Below are 21,198 nucleotides of genomic sequence, written 5' to 3' on the forward strand. Positions count from 1 at the left end.
ACAATTCGACCCCGACCAGTTTTAAATGCTTCGCGAACACCTTCGTAACCATAAATTATTCCACCAGTTGGAAAATCTGGTGCTTTTATATAATTCATAATCTCATCAATCTCAATTTCTGGATTGTCAAGATAAGCAAGTGTTCCGTTAATAACTTCTGTTAAATTGTGTGGTGGCATATTGGTAGCCATACCAACTGCAATTCCGGTTGCACCATTTATTAATAAAGTTGGAACTCTAGTTGGCATTACTTTTGGCTCGTATAATGTATCATCAAAGTTTAACTGAAAATCTACAGTTTCTTTTTCGATATCTGCCATAATTTCTTCCGAAATCTTTTTCATTCTGGCTTCAGTATATCGCATTGCAGCTGGACTATCGCCATCTACAGAACCAAAATTACCTTGACCATCAACTAAAAGGTATCGCATACTCCATTCTTGAGCCATACGAACCATTGCATCATACACAGATGTGTCACCGTGTGGATGATACTTTCCTAAAACTTCTCCAACAATTCTTGCGGATTTTTTATGGGCTTTGTTAGAAAAAACTCCTAAATCATACATTCCATACAAAACTCTTCTGTGTACTGGTTTTAAACCGTCGCGCACATCTGGCAATGCTCTTGAAACAATTACAGACATTGAATAATCAATGTAAGCTGATTTCATTTCATCTTCAATGTTAATAGGAATTAACTTTTCTCCGTCAGACATATTTATATAATTTTAAAATAATTTATTTTTAATTCTAACGCGCAAGATACACTTTTTAACTATTTTTAAAAGTAAATTTAACATCTTATTTCAATGATTTATTAACAAATTGTACCTTAATAATAGTTAATAAATATACTGACAAACCACTTTTATATCTGACTATTTTTTCGTCAATTAGCTGACAGTACATTTACACGGAACGATTTTTGTAATTCTACTTGTAATTCACTAAATTTACATCAATAATATATATAATAATGGATGATAATTTTTCACCAAGAGTAAAAGATGTTATTACTTATAGCAAAGAAGAAGCATTGCGTTTGGGTCATGATTTTATTGGCACTGAACATCTTATGCTTGGAATTCTTCGTGATGGTAACGGCAAAGCAATATCAATTTTAAACAGTTTGTCTATAGATTTGGATCATTTGAGACGTAAAGTAGAAGTTTTAAGTCCGCCAAATCCTAATATTGAAACCAGTATTGATAAAAAGAATTTACACTTAACGCGTCAAGCAGAAAGAGCTTTAAAAACTACTTTTCTTGAAGCTAAAGTATTTCAAAGCACTTCAATTAGCACCGCACATTTACTGCTATGTATATTGAGAAACGAAAATGATCCTACAACTAAACTACTTAATAAACTCAAAATTGATTATGAAGTAGCCAAAGAACACTATTTAGATATGACACCAAAAGAAGAAGAATTTTTAGAAAATTTACCAAGAAACGAATCTTTTAATGAAGATTCAGGACAAGATGACAGTTTGAAAGGCGATAATTTTAATTCACCTGCCAATAAATCTAATAAAAAATCTAAAACTCCTGTTTTAGATAATTTTGGACGCGATTTAACTGAAATGGCGGAAGAAGGAAAATTAGATCCAGTTGTTGGTCGTGAAAAAGAAATAGAAAGAGTTTCACAAATTTTAAGCCGTAGAAAAAAGAACAATCCACTTTTAATTGGTGAACCTGGAGTTGGAAAATCTGCTATTGCAGAAGGTTTAGCTCTAAGAATTATCCAAAAGAAAGTTTCAAGAATTTTATTTGGAAAACGAGTTGTTACATTAGATTTAGCCAGTTTAGTTGCTGGTACAAAATACAGAGGACAATTTGAAGAACGAATGAAAGCTGTTATGAATGAACTTGAAAAGAACGATGATATTATTCTTTTTATTGATGAAATTCATACTATAGTTGGTGCTGGTGGAGCAACTGGTTCACTTGATGCATCAAATATGTTCAAACCTGCATTGGCTCGTGGAGAAATTCAATGTATTGGAGCAACAACTCTTGATGAATATAGACAATATATAGAGAAAGATGGCGCATTGGAAAGACGTTTTCAAAAGGTAATTGTAGAACCAACTTCTGTTGATGAAACGATTATTATTTTGAATAACATCAAAAATAAATACGAAGATCACCATAATGTTGTTTATTCTCAAGAAGCAATTGAAGCTTGTGTAAAATTGACTGACAGATACATGTCGGAACGTTTTTTACCAGACAAAGCTATTGATGCACTTGACGAAGCTGGTTCAAGAGTTCACATTACAAATATTGATGTTCCTAAACAAATTCTTGATTTAGAACGTCAATTAGAAGAAGTACGCGAACTGAAAAATTCTGTTGTAAAAAGACAGAAATATGAAGAAGCGGCAAAACTTCGTGATGATGAAAAAAAATTAGAAAAAGACCTTGCAATAGCTCAAGAACAATGGGAAGAAGATTCTAAAAATAACAGAATAGAAGTTACAGAAGACAATGTTGCCGATGTAGTTTCTATGATGACAGGAATTCCTGTAAATAGAATAGCTCAAACTGAAAGTAACAAGTTAGCTAACTTACCTGAACTACTTCAAAAAAAGGTAGTTGGACAAAACGAAGCTGTATTAAAAATTGCTCGTTCTATTCAAAGAAATCGTGCCGGATTGAAAGATCCAAATCGTCCAATTGGTTCGTTTATATTTCTTGGTCAAACTGGAGTTGGAAAAACACAATTGGCGAAAGTTTTAGCGAAAGAATTATTCGATTCCGAAGACGCTTTGATTCGTATTGATATGAGTGAATACATGGAAAAATTCGCGATTTCTAGATTAATAGGTGCACCTCCAGGATATGTTGGTTATGAAGAAGGTGGACAATTAACAGAAAAAGTTAGAAGAAAACCATATTGTGTAGTACTTCTTGACGAAATTGAAAAAGCACATCCAGATGTTTTCAATATGATGTTGCAAGTTCTTGACGATGGTTATTTAACTGATAGTTTAGGAAGAAAAATCGATTTTAAGAATACAATTATCATAATGACATCCAATGTTGGTGCTCGTCAATTAAAAGATTTTGGTCAAGGTGTTGGATTTGGAACAGCAGCAAGAGTTGCTAATGCTGATGATAATTCTAAAGGAATAATTGAAAATGCTTTAAAGAAAACATTTGCTCCAGAATTCTTAAATAGAATTGATGATGTTATAGTTTTCAATGCTTTAGAGAAAGAAGATATTGATGTAATTATCGAAATTGAATTGAAAAAATTATATTCTAGAGTTAAAGAATTAGGATACAATTTAGATTTATCTGATAAAGCAAAAGCATTTATTGCAGAAAAAGGATTTGACAGACAATTTGGAGCAAGACCTTTAAAAAGAGCTATTCAGAAATATGTAGAAGATGCTTTAGCAGAAGAAATTATCACATCTAAAATTGCATCTGGAGACGAAATATTTATGGATATAGAAGAAGGTTCGCAAGAATTGACTGTAAAAGTTCAAAAAGCTGGTGAACCAACTAGTTAGGAATTAAATAAAATATTTAAAAAAAACCATTAAGAAATTAAGGAAATAAGTTAGTATTGCTTAATGAAACTTATTCTCTTAATGGTTTATAAAATAAATATAAAAGAGAAACATTTCTTTAATAAAATATTAGAAAACTAAAGGTTCTATGGAAAACACATCAATTAAAGAAATTAAAAATTTATTTCCTGATGAATGGGTTTTATTGGGAAACCCAACAATGGATGAAAGTCAAATTGATGTAATTTCTGGTGTTCCAATTTTTCATAGTAAAGATAAAAAAGAGGTTTGCTATCTAGGTAGAACTATGACTGATAATTTTAAAACTGTAACTATAATCTATGCAGGAAATATAAAGAAAATTAGAACAAATGGAATTTTAAGAAGGTTATGAGAGAATTTAACTTCGAATTACTTTCAGAGGAAGATGTAATAATTGTAAATGCAACAATTTTAAACAAATTTAAATTTAGATTAGCATTAGATACAGCAGCAACTCATTGTACTATAGACAGTAATGTTTTATACTTTAGTGGATATGAATTAAAAAATAGCAAAGGAGAATTAGAAATTGAAACCGCCAACGGAATAATAATTGTTGAACGTTATGATATTGAAAAAATAGACTGTTTGGGAATTACGAAAAATAATTTTGAAGTTCAAGTTTACGATTTCTTATCTCATGGAATAATTTCTGATTATGATGGAGTTATTGGATTAAATTTTCTAAAAGACAATAAATTCTGTATTGATATTCCAAAAAAAGAAATAACAATCGATATATAAAAAGATCAACATTTCAGCCACGAAATACCTGAATTACACAATATAATTAGTGAAAATTCTTGTATTTCGTGGCTTAAAATTTCATATAAAATGCCAGAAAACAAAATAATATTAGGATCAGAAGAATGGTGTTCGTTTCCAGAAATTGGTATTCCTGCCATAAAAGCTCGTGTAGATTCAGGCGCAAAAACTTCTGCATTACACGCCATAAATATTGCACCATTCGTTAAAGATGATATTAACTGGGTAAAATTTGACATTAATCCAATTCAGAATAATCTTAAAACTGTTATTCATTGCGAAGCTTTACTTATAGACAAAAGAATTGTAAAAAGTTCTAGCGGATTTAGAGAACAACGTTACGTAATTCAGACTAATATAAACATCGGAAACGAAACTTGGTCAATAGAAATGACATTGACTAATCGAGATTCAATGGGTTTTAGAATGCTACTTGGTCGTGAAGCCATGAGTGGTAGAATTTTAGTTGATCCTGAACAAAAATATCTTTTAGGTCAACCTACAACTGAAAATCTTAAAGAATTATATGTAAACTCATTTGAAAATAAAGTAGGTTTACGAATAGGTTTGTTAGCCAGTAATCCCGAATTGTATAGCAACAAACGAATTATGGAAGCCGGCGAAATGCGTGGTCATCAGATGGAATTTCTTAACATAAAAGAATGTTATATGAAACTCGATGCCGACACACCAGAAATTCATTATCGTGGTGGAAGAATTTTAGATAAATTTGATGCTATAATTCCAAGAATTCGTCCAAGTATTACTTTTTATGGTTGCGCATTAACGAGACAATTTGAAGCATTAAAAGTATATTGTTTAAACTCTGCTGCAGCAATTACTCAATCTAGAGATAAACTATATTCATTACAATTACTATTAAATCACGGAGTTGATATTCCTACAACAGGTTTTGCAAACTCACCGTTAGATACTGACGATTTAATTAAAATGGTTGGTGGTTCACCATTAATTGTAAAATTATTAGAAGGAACACAAGGAAAAGGAGTTGTTTTGGCAGAAACTAAAAAAGCTGCCGAATCTGTAATTAACGCTTTCAAAAGCTTAAATGCCAACATCTTAGTCCAAGAATTTATAAAAGAAGCCAACGGAAAAGATTTGCGATTATTTGTAATTGACGGAAAAGTAGTTGCCTCAATTCAAAGAGAAGCGGTTGCAGGAGAATTTCGCGCCAACATACATCTTGGTGGAACTGCATCTATAATAAAACCAACATCCGAAGAAAAAAGAATAGCCATAAAAGCAGCTAAAGCTATGGATTTAAAAGTTGCTGGAGTAGATATTATTCGATCTACCAAAGGTCCATTATTGTTAGAAGTAAATTCATCACCTGGACTAGAAGGTATTGAAGGTGCAACCAACAAAGACATTGCTGGAGAAATGATTAAAGCTATTGAGAAAAATTTTAAGTGGAAATAGTTTTAAAGGATGAAGTACGATATTTGAAGTACGATTTTAGAAATTTTGAATAAAAAAATGAATATAAAAAACTTGTAATTTTGTAACACTGAGCGAAGTCGAAGTGCATTAAATAATCAATTTTAATAAAAAAACCATCATACCTTATGAACTTACTATCTCAAATTATCGTTGGCTTTGTTGCAATTATTCATTTATATGTAATGTGGTTAGAAATGTTTGCTTGGACAACAAGAGCAAAAAAAGTTTTTAAAACCATTCCAGAAGATCAATTTAAAAAAACCAAAGTTATGGCAGCCAATCAAGGTTTGTATAACGGATTTTTAGCTTTTGGATTAATCTGGTCATTGTTTATTTCTGATACAATTTGGAGTTGTAATGTGGCATTGTTTTTTCTTTCTTGTGTATTTATTGCTGGAGTTTATAGTGCTTTTACTGTTTCTAAGAGAATATTTTTTGTGCAATCAATTCCTGCTGTTTTGGGGATTTTGAGTTTGGTATTTAGTGTACTCTAATCTAGGAAAGTTGCATATGTTTAATAATTGAATAAAATTATAAAAAGGATTTAAGATAAAAAAAATGGAATATAAAAATTCAAATTTTTGGAGTATTTTTGGTAAAATAGCAGTATTAGCTGGTTTTCTGTGGGCAGTAACCCAATTATATAATTATTATATTAAAAAAGAATATGATGCAGAAGCAAACGGAAAACATTGTTTTTACCAAACTCCTTCTATAATACTTCGAGGATATAAAAATAGTTTAGATTACAAAGCTGTAATAAATTCAATGTCAAGTAAGGATTTAAAAATAAAATTCGATATTGACACTTTAGTAAAAGAACATAAATCTGATTATCAATTTGATGAACTTTTCACTAAAATTGATACACTTGAAATTAAATATAATCCAAATAAAGATTATGGAGCATTTTGGTATTTTACAGTCACAAATAATGGAAATAAATCTTTAGAAGAATTGGCACTAGAACTTCCATTCGAAGGATATTCTAAAGTGTTTTATCCTAATAGTTTAGTAAATACATCTGTATTTAAAAACAAAATTTCGCTAGGAGAATTAAGACCATCTTACAGCATCAAAATTTATTGTTGGATAAATGATCCTAGTTATGATGATAATTATAGTTATTATGAAGAAGAAAAAAGTCGATTTACTCACAAAAACGGATGGTTTAAAATTTCTTATCCAGTAGAAGCAAATGGATTATATGCGTGGAATAAACGAAATTATAATGGTCCATTTATTGTATTCTGTTGTTTTCTATATTTCTCTTTTATAGTTATATACAAATTTGGAAAAGTAAAAGGCGCAGAGAAAAAAGAAATTGCGGTAAATATTCCGGAAATTTCAAAAAAATCATAGACAAGTATACAATTCCGAGATTTTGCAATCCTTATGCACAAAATAAAAAAATTAAATTAATACTCCAATCTTTGCAAAGATTCCTGACTTTAATCAAACACAAAAAACCAAAACTTTAAAAAAAACTTGCATATTAGGAATCCAATTCCTAATAATACAAAATCCTTATAATCACTACTCATAAACAACATCATCTATCAAAAAACTATTTAAAAAACCCACAGAATTTTCAATATCATTCTGTAAAATTCCATCTTCGATTAAAGGTTTATATTCTAAATGTGTTTTGCTAGAAAAAAATAGTATTACATTTTTCAAAATTATATTTTGTAATTCAAAATTAAATTTTAAATTTGTATTAAATATTTAAATGTGCGAATAGTTACTTTCAAAAGAATTAAAGAATTTTCAGAAAAATTTGTTGATTCAGAAAGTGCATTAATTATTTGGTATTATACCGTAACTAGTAAACAATGGAATTCATTAAACGACATTAGAACTGATTTTAACTCAGTTGATTATGTAGGAAATAATCGTTATGTATTTAATATTAAAGGAAATACATATCGTTTAGTAGCAATAATTTCTTTTAATGCTAAAAAAGTTTACATTAGGTTTATAGGTTCGCATTCTGAATACGATAAAATTAAAGATATTAAAAACATTTAGTAATGATTCAAACCGAAAAAGAATATAACGTGATTAGTAATAGGATTGAAGTACTCTTACAAAATTCTGAAAATATTGAAAATCAAGATTCGCAAGGTTATATTGAACTTAATGTCTTGTCGGATTTGTTAGCAGAGTTTGAAGAAAATCAATATCCTTTAAAAAAACCTACATTGTCTGACACAATGAAATTGCGAATGTTTGAACGTGGTTTAAATCAAAAACGTCTTTCTGAATTATTAGGTGTAAGCACTTCTAGAATTAGCGAATATTTAACTGGAAAATGTGAACCAACTTTAAAAACTGCAAGAGAAATAAGCCAAAAACTTGACATTGATCCAATTATTGTTTTAGGTATTTAATCTTCAACTTCTATTAAAAAACTATTTAAAAAAGCCACAGAATTTTCAATATCATAATGCAAAAAAGCATTAAATTAGAAATATAAAAAAAAATAGTCTAATTTTGAACTTAATAAATATTAAAAAAATAAATGTAATTTACACAATATTTTTTAGCAACTCGACAACGAGATGACAGAAAATATATTAAAATTGAATGGATAGATTTTGTATACAATAATTCAGTTTATGAATTTATACAAACTGATGGAAGAATATAACGTTGGGCTTACATTGAAGAAGTACAAAAATATTTACGAATTATTATTCTAGAAGATAATGAAACAGTTCACAATGCTTTTTTTGATAGAAATTTTAAAATTTAAATTATGAAAATTACTTATTTTGAAGATACAGATACGCTTTTAGTTTACTTCAATGACAATCAAATTGTTGAAACAAAAGATATAAATGAAAATACTTTATTAGAATTTGATGCTAATGGAAAAGTAGTTTCTATGACTATTGAACAAGCTAAAAATCAAACAGAAATCTCTTCTTTTTCTTTCAATCAAGTTCCTAAATTGGCTGTTTAATCTTCAACTTCTATCAAAAAACTATTTAAAAAAGCCACAGAATTTTCAATATCATAATGCAAAATTCTATCTTCTTTCACAAATGGTACTTCTACTCGATACGATTTTAAAAATGATTCTATAAAATCACTAGATTGTAAAGGTCTTCTAAATTCAATTGCTTGAGACGCATTCATCAACTCAATTGCCAAAATGCGTTCTAGGTTTTCCATTATTTTCAAACACTTTGTAGCCGCATTTGCACCCATAGAAACGTGATCTTCTTGACCGTTACTAGAAACAATACTGTCAATACTTGCTGGTGTTGCCAATTGTTTATTTTGACTAGCAATACTTGCCGCAGTATATTGCGGAATCATAAAACCCGAATTCAATCCAGGATTATCAACCAAAAATGCAGGCAAACCTCGCAATCCAGAAATCAATTGATAGGTTCTCCTTTCAGAAATACTTCCCAATTCCGACAAGGCAATTGCTAAGAAATCTAAAGCCAAAGCCAAAGGTTGTCCGTGAAAATTTCCACCAGAAATAATAACATCACTTTCAATAAATATATTAGGATTATCGGTAACCGAATTGATTTCTGTTTTAAAAACTTTCTTCACATACTCAATCGTGTCCTTGCTTGCGCCATGCACTTGCGGAATACATCTAAACGAATACGGATCTTGTACGTGTTGCTTTTTTTGCGAAATAATTTGGCTATACTCAAGCAATTCTTTAATGCGTTTGGCAGTAACAATCTGACCTTTGTGCGGACGAATAAAATGTATTAACTCATTAAAAGGTTCAATTCTTCCATCAAATCCTTCCAAGGAAATTGCAGCAATTACATCAGCAAAATAAGAATATTTCATCGCTTTTAGCAAAATATAACTTCCGTAAGCACTCATAAATTGAGTACCATTTAATAATGCCAATCCTTCTTTAGATTGCAAAGTAATTGGTTGCCAATTAAATTGTTTTAAAACTTGCGATGAATGTACTTTTTTACCTTCAAAATTTACTTCACCTTCACCTAAAAGTGGCAATGATAAATGAGCCAATGGAGCCAAATCGCCACTTGCACCAAGCGAACCTTGCGTATAAATTACTGGTAAAATATCATTATTATAAAAATCAATTAAACGTTCAACCGTTTGCAATTGAACACCAGAATGTCCGTAACTAAGCGACTGAATTTTAAGCAAAAGCATAATTTTTACAATCTCATTCGGAACTTCATCACCTATTCCACAAGCATGAGATTTTACCAAATTAGATTGCAATTGCGATAAGTTTTCATTAGAAATAACAACATTACACAACGAACCAAAACCAGTGTTTATTCCATAAATTGGTTCGGATGAAGATTCCATTTTTTTATCTAAATATGCTCTACATTTTTGAATATTTATTTTCGCTTCTTCCGATAATGCAAGCGTTTTATGTTGTGAAATTATTTCTTGTAATTGCTCTAAATGCAGTACTTCTGAACTTATATAATGCGAATTGTCCATTTTGGAATTTAATTAGAGCTCAAAATTCCGTAAACGATTGTTAAAAAACAAGGTTTGTAGCTTTTATTTTATTGAATATTTGACAAACATTGAGTTTTTATAGCATTTAAAAAAATGTTTTAAAAAGCTATAACGTTGTAAAATTATGATATTCATAAAAATGCAACCTTAATTTTTTTAATTAACAAAAAATACTACATTTGAAAATAATGTTGAACTATTGCCAAAAATACAACTTCACTTCTGTAACCAACTCTTTGGTTACAAACTCTTTTGGTACAACATTTACTACAACTACAACCCCATTTGGGGTATAATTTTCACATATAATCAAATTTCTATGGACTTTCAAAATGAGTGTAAAATTTTATTAAAACTGAAATTTTAGAAAATATAATTATTGATGAATTAAAATATCCAATAAAACTTAACGAACCTTACTATCTTAATGGTTTAAAAAATAAAAAAATGATAATATTAAAATTCGGAGGAACATCAGTTGCCAACGCTCAAAATATTCAATTAGTAAATACTATTGTTACTGAAAAATCTAAAACAGAGAAACTGGCAGTTGTAGTTTCAGCACTAAGTGGAGTAACCGATATGCTTTTAAATGCTTCACAAAAAGCAGCATCAAAAGATGAAAATTACAAAAATAGTATAGAAGAAATCAAACAAAAACATTTTGAAACAATTGCCACTTTAATAGAAAGCAGTAATCAATACCAACTTTTAATTAAGATAAACAGTCAAATAAATCAATTGCAAACCTTACTTGATGGATGTTTTCTTTTGGGAGAATTATCACCAAGAACATCAGATGCAATTGCAAGTTTTGGAGAACTTTTGTCTTCACAAATTATTGCAACTGCTTTACAACAAACTATTCCGAATAGTACTTTTAAAGACAGTCGTGAGTTAATTAAAACAAATTCCAACTTTGGAAAAGCGGTAGTGAATTTTGATGAAACCAATTCTTTAATTGCTAATTATTTTACTTCAAATAAATCGCAAGTAGTACTTTTACCAGGATTTATAGCATCATCCGAAGACGGAAATACAACAACTCTTGGTCGTGGTGGTTCAGATTATACTGCGGCAATTATTGCAAATGGCGTAAATGCTGATTCATTAGAAATTTGGACTGATGTAAACGGAATGTTCACTGCAAATCCAAAAATTGTAAAACAAGCACAACCTATTGAAACAATTTCCTATCAAGAAGCTATGGAATTGTCGCATTTTGGTGCAAAAGTTTTGTATCCACCAACAATTCAGCCAGTTTTAAAGGCAAATATTCCAATTTGGATAAAAAACACCTTCGAACCTGAAGCTTACGGAACTTTAATTTCAAACAATCCAAATACAAATACCAATCCAATAAAAGGAATTTCTCATATTGATAACATTGCATTATTAACATTGGAAGGTTCAGGAATGATTGGTGTTGCTGGTTCTTCCAAACGATTGTTTGAAGTGCTTTCGCAAGAAAATATAAATGTAATTTTTATAACTCAAGCTTCATCAGAACATTCAATTTGTATCGGAATTCAAAATCAAGATGCCGAAAAAGCTAAAAACGCCATCGATAAAACATTTGAATTAGAAATTTCTCAAAATAAAATTGATACTTGTATTGTCGAAAAAGATTTGTGTATTGTAGCTTTAGTTGGTGAAAGCATGAAAAACCATCAAGGTATAAGCGGAAAAATGTTCAGTACTTTAGGAAAAAATAATGTAAATATTAGAGCCATCGCTCAAGGTGCATCTGAAAGAAATATCTCGGTTGTAATTAACGAAAAAGATGTCAAAAAAGCACTGAATACCTTGCACGAACGATTTTTTGAAGACAACACCAAGCAATTAAATTTATTTGTAATGGGTGTTGGAAATGTGGGCGAAAAATTCATCGACCAAATAAACCAGCAAAAGAAATTTTTAAAAGAAAATTTAAAAATAAATGTCCGAGTAATTGCAATGTCAAACTCTCGAAAAATGATTTTTGATGAAGATGGAATGAGTTTAAAAGATTGGAAATCACTTTTAGATAATGGCGAAACAGCCAATGTTGATGACTTTATTTCTCGTGTAAAAGAAATGAATTTACGCAACAGTATTTTCGTTGATATTACTGCAAATGGCGACATTGCATCAATTTACGATCAGTTTTTAAAACAAAATATTGCAGTTGTAACCTGTAATAAAATCGCTTGTTCATCGCAATATGACAACTATAAAAATCTAAAAAATCTATCTCGAAAATACAATGCGCCATTTTTATTTGAAACCAATGTTGGCGCAGGTTTACCAATAATTGATACATTAAAACATTTAATTGCATCTGGAGATAAAATCAACAGAATTAATGCCGTATTATCTGGAAGTTTAAACTTTATTTTCAATAATTTTAGTAATACATATAATTTTCATGATGTTGTAAAAGAAGCTGGCGTACAAGGATTTACAGAACCTGATCCAAAAATTGATTTAAGTGGTATTGATGTTGCTAGAAAGATTTTAATTCTAATTCGTGAAAGCGGTTATAAAATGGAAATGGAAGCCATAGAAAACAATTGTTTTTTACCTAAAGAATGTATGGAAACAACCAATAATGAAGATTTTTTTAAATCATTAATTAAGAACTCAAGTCATTTTGAAAACCTTTTATCCGAAGCAAAAGCCAAAGATTGTCGCATAAAATTTGTTGCATCGTTCGATAACGGAAAAGCAACTGTAGGTTTACAATTCATTCCAAAAGAAAGTCCGTTTTACAACCTTGAAGGAAAGGATAATATTGTAGAATTTTATACCGAAAGATACATCGATCAACCGTTAATTATAAAAGGTGCTGGTGCTGGTGCAGCCGTTACCGCGTCTGGGATTTTTGCAGATGTTATAAGAATTGGTAATGTTTAGAAAAACACGAATTTCACGAATTTACACGAATTAAAAATTTCCTCAAATTAGATTAGTGAAATAATTTAAAATAAAAAAAGTTAGTGGAAATTCGTGAAATTCGTGTGAAAAAAATGATACTGAAATAAATTCAGCATAAATGAATGAAATAAAAATATTCTGTCCAGCAACAATTGCCAATCTAAACTGCGGATTTGACATAATGGGATTATGCCTAGAAACCATTGGAGATAAAATGATTATAAGAAAATCCCCAGAAAAAGGAATTAAAATAACCAAAATAACTGGCGCCAATTTACCATTAGAAACCGAAAAAAATGTTGCAGGAGTTGCCGCTTTGGCAATTTGTAAAGAAGCGATTAATCGAGTCTCGTTTAAACACGGTTTCGAAATAGAAATCCATAAAAAAATAAAAGCTGGAAGCGGAATTGGAAGCAGTTCTGCAAGTGCTGCTGGAGCAGTTTTTGGAATAAATGAATTACTAGGAAAACCATTTTCGAAACACGAGTTAGTAAACTTTGCAATGAAAGGTGAAGTTGTTGCAAGCGGAAGCGAACATGCAGACAACGTTGCACCTTGCCTACTTGGCGGATTTACTTTGGTTCGCGGTTACAATCCTTTGGATGTGATTAGAATTGATGCACCAAGCGAAATTTATGCTGTGGTTTTGCATCCAAATATCGAAGTAAAAACTTCTGATGCTAGAGCAGTTTTACATCCAATGATTTCTTTAAAAGATGCAATAACTCAAACTGGAAATTTGGGTGGATTAATTGCTGGTTTATACACAAACGATTATAATTTAATTGGTCGATCACTAAATGATGTGCTAATTGAACCATTGCGAAAACATTTAATTCCTAACTTTGACCAAGTTAAAAATGCAGCTTTGCAAAATGGTGCTTTAGGTTCTGGAATTTCTGGTGCTGGACCAAGTATTTTTGCTTTATGCAAATGTCAAAAAGTTGCCGAAAAAGTAGCATTTGCCATGAGCGAAAGTTATCAAAATACTGGAATTGAATTTGATATGCACATTTCAAAAATTAATCCGAATGGAGTAAACATAATTAAAAATTAGACACGAATTTCACAAATTTGCACGAATTAAAAAATTTCACAAATTAAATTCGTGAAATTATTTAGCAAAAAATTCGTGTGAATTCGTGAAATTCGTGTGAAAAATTATTTCAAAATGAACTATTACAGCTTAAACAATAAATCCAACAAAGTTTCTTTTCAAGAAGCCGTTATTCAAGGACTTGCACCAGATAATGGTTTGTATTTTCCTGAAACAATCACACAATTACCACAATCATTCTTTGATGAAATAGAAAATTTATCCAACGAAGAAATTGCCTTTGAAGCGATTAAACAATTCGTAGGAAATGAAATTCCAGAAACCGGGTTAAAAAAAATTGTATCAGAAACATTGTCTTTCGATTTTCCATTAGTGAAAATTGAAGAAAATGTATATTCATTAGAATTATTTCACGGACCAACAATGGCTTTTAAAGATGTTGGTGCACGCTTTATGTCGCGTTGTTTGGCCTATTTTAATAAAGATAAAAATCAAAAAAACACAGTTCTTGTCGCAACTTCTGGCGATACTGGTGGCGCAGTTGCAAGCGGATTTTTAAACGTAAAAGGTGTTGAAGTTGTAATTTTATATCCATCAGGAAAAGTTAGTGATATTCAAGAAAGACAATTGACAACTTTAGGTCAAAATGTTACTGCGCTTGAAGTTGATGGAGTTTTTGACGATTGTCAAGACATGGTTAAAAAAGCTTTTAATGATGCTAATTTAAAACACAAAAATCTAACTTCTGCCAATTCTATAAATATTGCTCGTTGGTTGCCACAAATGTTTTACTTTTTCTTTGCTTACAAAGAGTTGAAAAAATTCAATAAACCAATATTAGTTTCATGTCCAAGTGGAAATTTTGGTAATATTTGCGCCGGAATTATTGCTAAAAAATTAGGTTTGCCACTCGCCCATTTTGTAGCTTCCACTAACGAAAATGATACTGTTCCAAGATTTTTAGAAAACGGAATTTATAATCCAAAACCATCTGTAGCAACGATTTCAAATGCAATGGATGTTGGAAATCCTAGTAATTTTATTCGTATTCAAGAATTGTACAATAATGATTTAGAAGCATTTAAAAAAGATTTTTCTTCTTATTCTTTTTCAGATGAAGAAACTAAATTTATAATAAAAAATATTTATATAAATTCTGGATATGTTGCTGAACCTCATGGAGCAATTGGTTATTTAGGTTTAAAAAAAGAACTTCAAAATTATAATGATGTAATTGGTTTTTTCTTAGAAACTGCGCATCCGATTAAGTTTTTAGATGTTGTTGAACCATTTTTAAATATAAAATTAGAAATTCCAAAACAGATTGAAAGTGTTTTAAATAAAGAGAAAATTAGCATTAAAATTAAAACGTATGACGATTTGAAAGATAATTTAATGATTTTATAAATAACTTAAAAATAATTATATATTTGAGTTTAAAATTTATAGTTAACATTTAATAATGGAAAAACAAATTATTAATATTGGATCTTTAATTAATTTATCAAACTTAAATTACAATTTAGGTAAGGAACTTAAATTATTACGAGATAGCTATATTCATGGAAATGGAAAAATACCAGTTTGGGATTTAAGAAATATTCCGCCAAAAAATGCTAGTATTGCTGCATTAACATCGTTTTTATCAATTTCAAAAATAGTTAGAGATTTTATAGGAAGTCCTATTGAAGTTATAGCTTTATGGCAACCAGAATTTCAAGGTTTTTTATCAGATATTGGATTTTTAAAGATAGCCCAAGAGTTTGATTTATACAATTGGAATGGAATGTTAGGTGGATATGATAATAATAAAACAAGTCCAACCACAAAAATTTTTTATTATAGTGACCTTCCAAATATTGATTATAATAATCAAGATCAAATAATTGATTGGAAAGATAATAAAAGACAAGAAATTAAGCATTCAATTCATTTTAGATTAAACAATATATTTAATAGTAAGATATTTCATCAAGAATGGAATAAAAATTTAGAAGGCGTTTTTACAATTACTTTATCTGAATTAGTTGTGAATTCATTATTACATGGTAGAGAAATTGCGTTTGTAGCAGTACAAAGAACTAAGAGAGGCATAAGTACTGTAGTTTGCGATAGTGGTCGTGGATTTCTTCGTTCAATGAAAGATACTAAATCGTATTTAAGTAATAACTTAGATGATTCAAACTTAAATGCACTTTTAATATCTTCTCTTCAAAGTAAAAACAAAATAGGTTTATTTAGAGCTATTAATGATATATTATTGTCAGATGGATATGTAATAATGTCATCATTTGACGGTGAAATATTATGGAAAAAAGATATTTGGGAAAAAGCTAAAGAAGTTGAAGAAAAGCTCAGCATTGAAAAAATTAAGGTAAATGATATTGGCAATTATGTAACTGGATTTGTTGATTCATCATTAAAAGAAAAAGGCTATTTAAAAAAATATGATTCTTTTTTAGTTGGTAGTAGAATAACTTTTGAAATACCTTTTAAAATATGAAAATAGAACATCAAGTTTCAGAAATATCATATTCTACAACTTCAAATATTTATACAAGAATCCAAGTTTTGACATGGATTGTTAGCGGAACAGCAATGTTAAATATATTGGAAAAAAAAGCATGTGATCTTCTGTCAAATATTATTAAAGAAAATAATGAAACTAAACCCATTATAGCTAATTTTAATGGAATAACTGACATTGATGATCATGCGATGGATAGTGTCTTTAAAAGTTTACAAGATAATAAAAGACAACTTGTTATTATAAATGGTCATCATTTATTAGATAAAATTAATAAATCAAAAAAAGATTCTAAAGCTGAATTAAAAAGTGATTCAAAAAATGAAACAATTACAATTGGAAATTCTAAAATTATAAATTATAATAAAATAATTGAAGAAAGAGCTAATTTTATTTCAATATTTATAAAAAGTATGATTGCTTCGACTTTTAAAAAATTCGATAATGAAATTAGACTTTGTTCAACACCAATTGTTGCAAATGGAGAATTTAATTCTAATGAAATAATCTCAAATCCAAATAAATTTATTTGGTTAACTTTCTTTTTATCTGATAAATTGAAGGATGTATTGAATGCTACAAAACTGGAAAATGTAAAATTATTAAGTGCCAGCCTAAGAGGTGCGCCTTTTGCATCAATGTTGGGTCTAATACATAATATAAAATTTGAAACAATAGATCATTTTGGACCAAAACATAAAGTTTTTGATTTAGATTTTATCAATCAAAAAGAAAAAGACATTAATTATATTTATATTGGAGATTTTGTTGTTGGTGGAACGGAAATTAAAATTGCAAAAACATACACGGAAATGAAAGGATCTAAACTTTGTCATGCATTAGTATTAGGAAGTTTATTTGAAAATGAAATTTTTAGTGACTTCGAATTAAACTATTTAGTCTCTTTAAAAGATGTTACTGATGGCATTGCAGAATTTAAATTATTTTAAATAATGAATAAAAATATTTTACATATAACTGATTTACATTTAAATAATTTTGAAGGAACTTCTGAACATTTAAGAAGGAAATTTTTCGAAGAATATATCGATAATTTAATAGAAAAAATAAATTTAAATAATTTAAAAATAGATTATTTAATTCTTACTGGTGATTTTATACATCAAGGAAAAATTGAAAATTATTTAAATATTACCATTATCGTAGAATATTTAATCAAAGAATTAAATATTAAAAAAGAATATATTTGTTGTAACATAGGTAATCATGATTACAAATGGAAAGAAGAATTAGAGAATTTTTCAAATTCGAAAGATATTAGAAAACCTTACAATGATTTTATAACTCAATTCAATTCTAACGTTATTTCATATTCTGATAGATATTTTTTAAAAAAATTAGATACTAATGAATTTTATCTATCTATAGATTCTACTTTAAATTCTATTAAGGGTAAACCTGGCAAAATTTCAGATTCTGAGATAGATGAAATCATTTCAGATGTTTTAAGAAAAAATATTTCTGAATCGTCTACATTACTAATTGGTTGCCATTTTCCAATTATTTCAGATGAAAAAAATTTTCTAGCTTCTGAGGAAGACAATTGGACTGAAAATCATGTTTGGATTAATGGAACTTCACTTCGTGAAAGAATTTCAAACTTAAAAACATTGCACACAATATGGTTTCATGGTGATGTTCATGCTGGAGATCAAAAAAAAATAAAAAATTCTACATATGTCTTTACTGGAAGATTTGGGAGCGATATTTCCTCAATTAGTGAATTTCCAAGGCAATGTAAAGTCATACAATTATCACAAATAAAAGAATCAGTTTATACTTTTAATTATAATTTTAAAACTCATAAACCTAATCCAAATTTAGGTGAATGGGAAAGCAATGGCCCAAGTGATATAAGAATATTTGAAAATTCAAATCTTGTTAAAAATATAATAGAAGTACCTAATCAATCTTTTATTAAGGTAATTGATAATGAAATAGAAGACGAAATAATGTCTGATATTACTAATAATAATTTATTTAAAATTGGAAGATTTAAAACAAATGAAGTGTATTCTTCTATGGGATGGATTAATATTAATAATTTAATGAATCAACCAGTTCTACTTTCAAGAATAATTGAAAAATCAGTAAAGTATCTAAAGTCAACTATTACTTCTAATAATTCAGAATGTATTATTATCGGACTTGAAGTAATTGGAGGAATTTTAGCAAGTCAGATTTCTGTCCAAACTAATACTAAAAATTATATATTTCCTGTAAGAGGAAATGGAAAATTTCATTCTGCGGAAGAAACAAACAAAACTGAAATGTTTGAAAACATTAAAAATATTAAAGATGCAATAGTTTTTATAGATGTAATTTCTAGTGGCAATACTGTGGAAGAATTTGTAAATACTTTAAAAGACTCTAATAACTCGTTAAGAATTCATGTAATATCAATAATAACTAACAATAATTCATCAAGACCTACTGAGATTAAAAATTCATCAACTTATGCGACTTTTTGCAACAAACTTAAAGTTCCATTAATAAAGAATATTGACCTACCCGATGAGTCTATATTCCCAATAATATTAAATTTTTCTTAAATAAACTTTCTAAATATGTAAGTTAAGTAAGTATTTAAGATAATTATGTAAAACCAAAAGCATTTTTAATATTGACTTTTACAAAAAACTTAAATAATGAAATCAACGTTTCTAATTCTCTCTTTCTTATCTTTAATTTCTTGTAAACAAAGCGAAAGCCAAATTTCAGAAAAAGAAGTTGTTCGCAACAAACCCAAATCGGTTTCGTATACAATGCAAAATGCAAAACTTTGGCTAAAAGATAATGCAACAGATGTTACAAAACTAGAATTAGTAACAGCAGTAAATAGAACTGATGCCAAGAATCTTGTTAAAATGGATTCTATTTTAATTCCAACTGATTTTACTGGCGATAAAATTTTTTATTTACCATTTCCATTGGAAATTAGTTACTTAAAAGAGGTTTCTAAAATTTTAATTTTTTCTTATCCAACGCAAACCTTTGCAGCGTATGAAAACGGAATTTTAACTTATTCTGGACCAACAAATATGGGAAGAAAAAAAGATAAAACGCCAACAGGTTTATTTTTTACCAATTGGAAAGCCGAAGAAACTACAAGTACTTTTAATGACGAATGGGATTTAAAATGGAACTTTAATATTGAAAATAAATTGGGTGTTGGTTTTCACGAATATGAATTACCTGGTTATCCTGCATCGCATTCTTGTTTGCGATTATTAGAAAAAGATGCCAAGTTTCTTTATAATTGGGCAGATCAATGGGTTTTAGCCGATAAAGAAACTGTAAAAGTTAAAGGAACGCCAGTTGTTGTTTTTGGAAGTTATGATTTTGATGGAAAAAAACCTTGGTTGCAATTAGTTCAAAATCCAAAAGCGTTGGATATTTCTGAAGCTGAAGTTGAAAAACAAAGTACCGCTTTTTTGAAAATTATTTTGGATCAACAAAAAATTAGAGAAGCGTACAATAAATCTGAAGCAGAATAAATTAATTTTCTAACGTTAAAAAAGCTTTTCCCAAATAATTAATAATATCAGTCGCAATAAACGATTGATAACCAGTTTCTGGCAAAGCAATATCAGCTGTTAATCCGTGAAGATAAACGCCAAGAATTGCTGCGTTTATTGGTTCGTAACTTTGTGCTAGCAAACTTGTAATGATTCCTGTAAGAACATCGCCACTTCCTGCTGTTGCCAAAGCTTGATTTCCTGTTGTGTTTTGGTATATTTTTTCTTCAAATATAATGTGAGTTGGCGCACCTTTTATTACAATTATTACATTGAATTTTTTGGAAAATTCTATAGTTTTCGCGAATTTTTCATCTTCTGAATTCCATTTTCCTAGCAGTCTTTCTAGTTCTTTTAGATGTGGTGTTAAAATAGTTTTGGGTTGTAAAAGTGAAAGGCAAGCTGGATTTAACGCCAAAATATTTAATGCATCAGCATCAATAACCATTGGTGTTTTAGTGTCGAAAAGCAAGTGATGAATGGCATTTTGGGTTTCCATTTCTTGACCAATTCCGATGCCGATTCCGATAGCATTTGGTGTAAAGTTGAAATCAATTTTGGTTATAAAATTTTCATTTACATCTGTCAAAACCATAACTTCTGGAATTGCTGTTTGTAGAATAGTATAACCACATTTTGGAATAAATGCTGTTACTAAACCACAACCCGATTTTATTGCTGCTTTGCCTGACAAACAAACTGAACCAATTTTACCATAACTTCCTCCAATTATAAGCGCATGACCTTGAATTCCTTTGTGTGAGTTGAAAGGAATTGGTTTGTAAATTTTTAAGATTTCTGCTTTAGAAATTATTATTGGAAATGCCATTTTGTAATAGATTAGTTTTTTAAAATTACGGAATTTTAATGGAATTACCAA

The 21,198-nt window shown here is 29.1% G+C and carries 19 protein-coding genes; 16 read left to right on the forward strand and 3 right to left on the reverse strand.

Translation table 11 applies throughout. From position 1 onward, the window contains the following. The coding region (locus tag ACH2BC_RS02370; protein ID WP_395052385.1) for a DNA gyrase subunit A at positions 1-719 on the reverse strand (719 nt) is incomplete at its 3' end. 260 nt (positions 720-979) lie between these two features. Between ACH2BC_RS02370 and ACH2BC_RS02375 the strand changes: the two genes are divergently transcribed. The 9 genes from ACH2BC_RS02375 (at position 980) to ACH2BC_RS02415 (ending at position 8,759) form a co-directional block, all read left to right on the forward strand. Then, a complete protein-coding gene (locus ACH2BC_RS02375; protein ID WP_395052386.1) occupies positions 980-3,523 on the forward strand; it encodes an ATP-dependent Clp protease ATP-binding subunit in 2,544 nt (847 codons plus the stop codon). 148 nt (positions 3,524-3,671) lie between these two features. Continuing rightward, positions 3,672-3,917 (forward strand): hypothetical protein, encoded by a 246-nt coding sequence (locus ACH2BC_RS02380; protein WP_395052387.1) that lies wholly within the window; start codon positions 3,672-3,674, stop codon positions 3,915-3,917. Then, complete coding sequence (locus tag ACH2BC_RS02385; RefSeq protein WP_395052388.1) at positions 3,914-4,309, forward strand: retropepsin-like aspartic protease; 396 nt, start codon at positions 3,914-3,916, stop codon at positions 4,307-4,309. Before ACH2BC_RS02380 ends, ACH2BC_RS02385 begins: the two co-directional genes overlap by 4 nt. 90 nt (positions 4,310-4,399) lie before the next feature. Continuing rightward, positions 4,400-5,770 carry a 30S ribosomal protein S6--L-glutamate ligase gene (gene rimK, locus ACH2BC_RS02390; RefSeq protein ID WP_395052389.1) on the forward strand — a complete coding sequence of 457 codons (1,371 nt, stop codon included), beginning with the start codon at positions 4,400-4,402 and terminating at the stop codon, positions 5,768-5,770. A 146-nt stretch (positions 5,771-5,916) separates the two neighbouring features. Beyond that, a complete protein-coding gene (locus tag ACH2BC_RS02395) occupies positions 5,917-6,285 on the forward strand; it encodes a DUF1304 domain-containing protein (protein WP_395052390.1) in 369 nt (122 codons plus the stop codon). 64 nt (positions 6,286-6,349) lie between these two features. Next, the gene (locus tag ACH2BC_RS02400) at positions 6,350-7,153 is read left to right on the forward strand and encodes a hypothetical protein (protein WP_395052391.1); all 804 of its coding nucleotides are present in this window, start codon (positions 6,350-6,352) and stop codon (positions 7,151-7,153) included. Between the two features lie 372 nt (positions 7,154-7,525). Continuing rightward, positions 7,526-7,822: a type II toxin-antitoxin system HigB family toxin gene (locus tag ACH2BC_RS02405; RefSeq protein WP_395052392.1), complete on the forward strand. Its 297-nt coding sequence runs from the start codon at positions 7,526-7,528 to the stop codon at positions 7,820-7,822. A 2-nt stretch (positions 7,823-7,824) separates the two neighbouring features. Continuing rightward, positions 7,825-8,184 carry a type II toxin-antitoxin system HigA family antitoxin gene (locus ACH2BC_RS02410; protein WP_395052393.1) on the forward strand — a complete coding sequence of 120 codons (360 nt, stop codon included), beginning with the start codon at positions 7,825-7,827 and terminating at the stop codon, positions 8,182-8,184. A gap of 368 nt (positions 8,185-8,552) precedes the next feature. Beyond that, positions 8,553-8,759: a DUF2283 domain-containing protein gene (locus tag ACH2BC_RS02415; RefSeq protein WP_395052394.1), complete on the forward strand. Its 207-nt coding sequence runs from the start codon at positions 8,553-8,555 to the stop codon at positions 8,757-8,759. Here ACH2BC_RS02415 and hutH read toward each other — a convergent pair. After that, complete coding sequence (gene hutH / locus ACH2BC_RS02420; RefSeq protein WP_395052395.1) at positions 8,756-10,258, reverse strand: histidine ammonia-lyase; 1,503 nt, start codon at positions 10,256-10,258, stop codon at positions 8,756-8,758. The two genes, ACH2BC_RS02415 and hutH, sit on opposite strands and share 4 nt — an antisense overlap. A 468-nt stretch (positions 10,259-10,726) precedes the next feature. Between hutH and thrA the strand changes: the two genes are divergently transcribed. The 7 genes from thrA to ACH2BC_RS02455 all read left to right on the forward strand — a co-directional run bounded on the left by thrA (position 10,727) and on the right by ACH2BC_RS02455 (position 20,297). Further along, entirely contained in the window at positions 10,727-13,174 is a 2,448-nt protein-coding gene (gene thrA / locus ACH2BC_RS02425; protein ID WP_395052396.1) for a bifunctional aspartate kinase/homoserine dehydrogenase I, read from the forward strand. A 139-nt stretch (positions 13,175-13,313) separates the two neighbouring features. Next, positions 13,314-14,252, forward strand: a complete 939-nt coding sequence (locus tag ACH2BC_RS02430) for a homoserine kinase (protein WP_395052397.1) — start codon at positions 13,314-13,316, stop codon at positions 14,250-14,252. Positions 14,253-14,366: 114 nt separating this feature from the next. Continuing rightward, complete coding sequence (gene thrC, locus ACH2BC_RS02435; protein ID WP_395052398.1) at positions 14,367-15,659, forward strand: threonine synthase; 1,293 nt, start codon at positions 14,367-14,369, stop codon at positions 15,657-15,659. Positions 15,660-15,714: 55 nt separating this feature from the next. Further along, complete coding sequence (locus ACH2BC_RS02440; protein ID WP_395052399.1) at positions 15,715-16,755, forward strand: hypothetical protein; 1,041 nt, start codon at positions 15,715-15,717, stop codon at positions 16,753-16,755. Continuing rightward, on the forward strand, positions 16,752-17,729 hold the full coding sequence (locus ACH2BC_RS02445; protein WP_395052400.1) for a hypothetical protein: 978 nt from the start codon (positions 16,752-16,754) through the stop codon (positions 17,727-17,729). The genes ACH2BC_RS02440 and ACH2BC_RS02445 overlap by 4 nt, the downstream gene beginning before the upstream one ends. A 3-nt stretch (positions 17,730-17,732) precedes the next feature. Then, positions 17,733-19,352: a metallophosphoesterase family protein gene (locus ACH2BC_RS02450; protein ID WP_395052401.1), complete on the forward strand. Its 1,620-nt coding sequence runs from the start codon at positions 17,733-17,735 to the stop codon at positions 19,350-19,352. Between the two features lie 96 nt (positions 19,353-19,448). Beyond that, positions 19,449-20,297, forward strand: a complete 849-nt coding sequence (locus ACH2BC_RS02455) for a L,D-transpeptidase (protein ID WP_395052402.1) — start codon at positions 19,449-19,451, stop codon at positions 20,295-20,297. A gap of 1 nt (position 20,298) precedes the next feature. On the opposite strand, the gene ACH2BC_RS02460 is transcribed toward ACH2BC_RS02455, so the two are convergent. Next, the gene (locus ACH2BC_RS02460) at positions 20,299-21,147 is read right to left on the reverse strand and encodes an NAD(P)H-hydrate dehydratase (RefSeq protein WP_395052403.1); all 849 of its coding nucleotides are present in this window, start codon (positions 21,145-21,147) and stop codon (positions 20,299-20,301) included. Between the last annotated feature and the right edge of the window lie 51 nt (positions 21,148-21,198).

Origin of the sequence: Flavobacterium sp. (assembly GCF_043760115.1) — a bacterium.
Taxonomy (GTDB): Bacteria; Bacteroidota; Bacteroidia; order Flavobacteriales; family Flavobacteriaceae; genus Flavobacterium.